Genomic DNA, 3391 nt, shown 5'->3' with positions numbered 1-3391 from the left:
TCGGCGTGAAGCTGACCACGCTCCGCCCCGAGCAGGCCGAGTACATCGGCGTCAAGGTCGAGGGCCCCTACAAGCCGGACCACTACCGCTACTGATCCCTACCGAGACCGCGCCGCGGCCACGGCCGGCGCGTCCGCGCGCGGACGCGCCCGCCGACGGCAGGTCCTCCGAGGCAGGCCCCCGCACCCCCGTGCCGGGGGCCTGCCCCGTTGGCGGACCAGCGACCCGGCCCAGCCCGTCACGACCCGACCCGGTACGACCCAGGACGCCCATGCCCCGCGGCCGTTATTCGCTCCACGACCCGCACGACCACACCCCCCTCGCAGAAGAGCACTTCCAGTGCGCCCCCGGCCCCACCGGCTGGCGCTACGTCTCCCGGCTGACCACCCCCGCGGGCGACCACAGCGGCTCCGTCGACCTCACCCTCGACGAACTCGGCCGCCCCCTCCGCCTCGAACTCCACGCCGCCCACTGGCAGGTGCGCGGCGCCGCCCTCGACGGCGTCACCTGGGTCCGCACCGACCCCACCGGGATCCAGGCCACGGAAGGCAATGTGCGCGCCCATGCCTTCACCGGTACCTCCCCGGCCTTCCTCGTCGCCACCACCCGTCTCCTGCGCCTCACCCCCTCCACGGCGGCCACCCGCGTACGCCTCGTCGCCTTCACGGACCCGGTCCTCGCCCCCCGCACCGTGGACCAGTCCTGGGCCTTGGTGGACAGCGAAACACACGCCACTGACAACGGCCCCCTCACCGTGGACGAATACCAGGTCACCGCCCTGGACACGGGCGAACAGCACGCCGTGCACATCGCCGGCGACGTGGTGCTCGCGGCTCCGGGCATCGAACTGGAGGACCTCGAGTCACCACCGTCGGCGTTCATGTGACAGACCCGCACCGACCGACCGGCGGCCCGGACACCCGGCTGCCGCTCTACGCCGGCGGTACGAAACCGGAGGCGGGCCGGTCGGCCGGCCTCCGGTCCTGCGGCACCGCGGGCCCGGCCCCGCCCGCCACAGCCTCCTCCGCCACCGCGCCACGTCCGGCATCAGGGACGGCCGGCCGTACGGGCACCTCCCCGGACGGCACCCGGGGAACCGGCGCCGAGCGGACCGGCACGGAACCCGGCGCCGCGTAACCCGGCGCGGCCCCCGCGGCCCCGCCGCTCCCCGGCGCGGCACCGCCCCCGAAAGCCCGCCGGGCCTCACGGACCTGCCGTTCCTGCACCACCGCCGCCAGATACGCCGCCGGCGGAACACCCTCCGGCGCCGGAGCCCCCGTACGAGCCGCGACATCGGCGGCGAGCCGCTCCGCCATGGCCCAGCCGACCTGCGGATCCAGCTCCCGCATCCGCGTCAGGTACTGGCGCACGGCGAGCCACAGCTCATCCGGAACCGCCGACAGGTCCAGCCCCGAGAACCGCCCGGCCAGCCACGGCGGAGGCGGAGGCACGAACGCCACCGGAGCGACAGGCACCCGTTCCCGTACGACCAGAGTCCCCGCGAACACGTCACCGACCCGCCGCCCCCGCGCCGAGACCAGCGACGCGATGCACGCGACGACCCCGAACGTCATCAGGATCTCGATCACGCCGATCAAGCCCCGCACCAGCGCATGCCGGAACCGGATCGGCCCGCCGTCGTCCCGCACCACCCGCAGCCCGCACGCCATCTTCCCGAGCGACCGCCCATGGGTGAGCGTCTCGACCACGACGGGCCCACCCACCAGCAGCAGCACGAACGTGGCGATCGACAGCGCCGTCTGCGCCGCCTCGTCCAAGGAGGCCGTGGAAGCCACCAGCGCGATGGTCACCGCGACGTACACGGCCACGGCCACCACCAGATCGAGCAGCACGGCCAGCGCCCTGCTGGGCAGCCTCGCGGGGCGCAGCTCCAACGCCACCGCCTCGCCCGTCACCAGCTCACTCACGCCTGCCGCCCTTCCCCTGCCCTGCCCCCGACACCGCCAGTCTGCCAAGCTGAGGACGCATCGCGCCGCAGTAGTACGACAAGCCGATCCAAGCCGATCCACGCCGAGCCGCCGACGACAGCCCAGGAGCAGGCACCCCGATGGACCTCGACGTCTTCGTCTCCGCCCACCGAGCCGAGTGGGACCGCCTGGACGCCCTGCTCCGCCGCCGGCGCCGCCTCAACGGCGCCGAGACCGACGAACTCGTCACCCTCTACCAGCGCACCGCCACCCACCTCTCCCTGATCCAGTCCAGCGCCCCGGACCCGCAGCTGACCGGCCGGCTCAGCCAGCTGGTGGCACGCGCGCGTGGAGCCGTGACAGGCACCCGACGCGCGTCCTGGCGCGACGTCACCCGCTTCCTCGCCCACGGTTTCCCCGCCGCCGTCTACCGGGCGCGTCACTGGTGGGTCCCCACCGCTCTCCTGTCGACCGCGGTGGCGGCCCTCCTGGGCTGGTGGATCGGCACCCACCCCGAAGTCCAGTCGTCCATAGCGGCCCCCGGCGAACTGCGCGAGCTCACCCGCCCCGGGGGCCAGTACGAGACGTACTACTCGAGCCACCCCGCGGCCTCCTTCGCCGCCCAGGTCTGGACGAACAACGCCTGGGCCGCCGCGCTCTGCCTGATCCTGGGAGTCTTCCTGGGACTCCCGGTCATCTGGATCCTCTTCCAGAACATGCTCAACCTCGGTGTCGGTGTCGGCCTGATGTCCTCGGCCGGCCGCCTCGACACGTTCCTCGGTCTCGTCCTCCCGCACGGCCTGCTGGAACTCACCGCCGTCTTCGTGGCGGCCGGAACCGGACTGCGCCTCGGCTGGACCCTCATCGACCCGGGCCCGCGCACCCGGCGCGCGGCGCTCGCCGAGGAGGGCCGGGCAGCCATCGGCATGGCGATCGGCCTCGCCCTGGTCCTCTTCGTCTCGGGCGCCATCGAAGGGTTCGTCACGCCGTCCGGCCTGCCCACCTGGGCCCGCATCGGCATCGGAGTCGTGGCAGAGCTGGCCTTCCTCGCCTACGTCTACGTGGTGGGCGGCCGAGCCGCCCGTGCCGGAGAGACCGGCGACATCGAGGCGGCCGAGCGCAGCGCCACGGTCCCGACCGCCGCCTGATGTGCGGACACCCCTGCCGAGCTGCTAATCTCCTCTTCGCCCCACAAGAGCCGTTGACACGGAGCGAGTGGGGAGGTAGATTCAAACAGTTGCCTGGACAGGGGCTCAGCCCCGCAAGCGACAGTGAGTATCTACTCGCTTCTCGGAACATTGATTCCACAGAAGCCCCCGATGAATCGGAAACGGAAGGCCGGTAAGGCCGCTCCCGAAACTCTGATAAAGTCGGAAGCGCCGGAAAGGGAAACGCGAGAGCGGGAACCTGGAAAGCAACCGAGGAAATCGGATCGGAAAACGATCTGATAGAGTCGGAAACGC

General features: G+C 72.3%; 4 protein-coding genes. 3 read left to right on the top strand and 1 reads right to left on the bottom strand.

What is annotated here, in order from left to right; translation table 11 throughout:
• Positions 1–95, top strand: a 95-nt coding sequence (locus ABZ340_RS36470; protein WP_351650166.1) for an adenosylhomocysteinase, incomplete at its 5' end; no start/stop codon positions are given.
• A 176-nt stretch (positions 96–271) separates the two neighbouring features.
• Positions 272–886 carry a hypothetical protein gene (locus ABZ340_RS36465; RefSeq protein ID WP_358786193.1) on the top strand — a complete coding sequence of 205 codons (615 nt, stop codon included), beginning with the start codon at positions 272–274 and terminating at the stop codon, positions 884–886.
• 46 nt (positions 887–932) lie between these two features.
• On the opposite strand, the gene ABZ340_RS36460 is transcribed toward ABZ340_RS36465, so the two are convergent.
• Positions 933–1928 (bottom strand): RDD family protein, encoded by a 996-nt coding sequence (locus tag ABZ340_RS36460; RefSeq protein WP_358786192.1) that lies wholly within the window; start codon positions 1926–1928, stop codon positions 933–935.
• Positions 1929–2068: 140 nt separating this feature from the next.
• On the opposite strand from ABZ340_RS36460, the gene ABZ340_RS36455 reads away from it, so the two are divergent.
• Positions 2069–3076 (top strand): stage II sporulation protein M, encoded by a 1008-nt coding sequence (locus ABZ340_RS36455; protein WP_358786191.1) that lies wholly within the window; start codon positions 2069–2071, stop codon positions 3074–3076.
• Positions 3077–3391 lie beyond the last annotated feature (315 nt).

The organism is Streptomyces sp. NPDC006134, from assembly GCF_040628835.1.
GTDB lineage: Bacteria > Actinomycetota > Actinomycetes > Streptomycetales > Streptomycetaceae > Streptomyces.
Note: the sequence above shows the minus strand (reverse complement) of the source record. Positions and strands in the feature narration are given on the sequence as shown.

Bases quoted from the DNA above. Each gene is read 5' to 3' on its own strand.
- ABZ340_RS36465 (WP_358786193.1), top strand. From the start codon at position 272: ATGCCCCGCGGCCGTTATTCGCTCCACGACCCGCACGACCACACCCCC.
- ABZ340_RS36455 (WP_358786191.1), top strand. From the start codon at position 2,069: ATGGACCTCGACGTCTTCGTCTCCGCCCACCGAGCCGAGTGGGACCGC.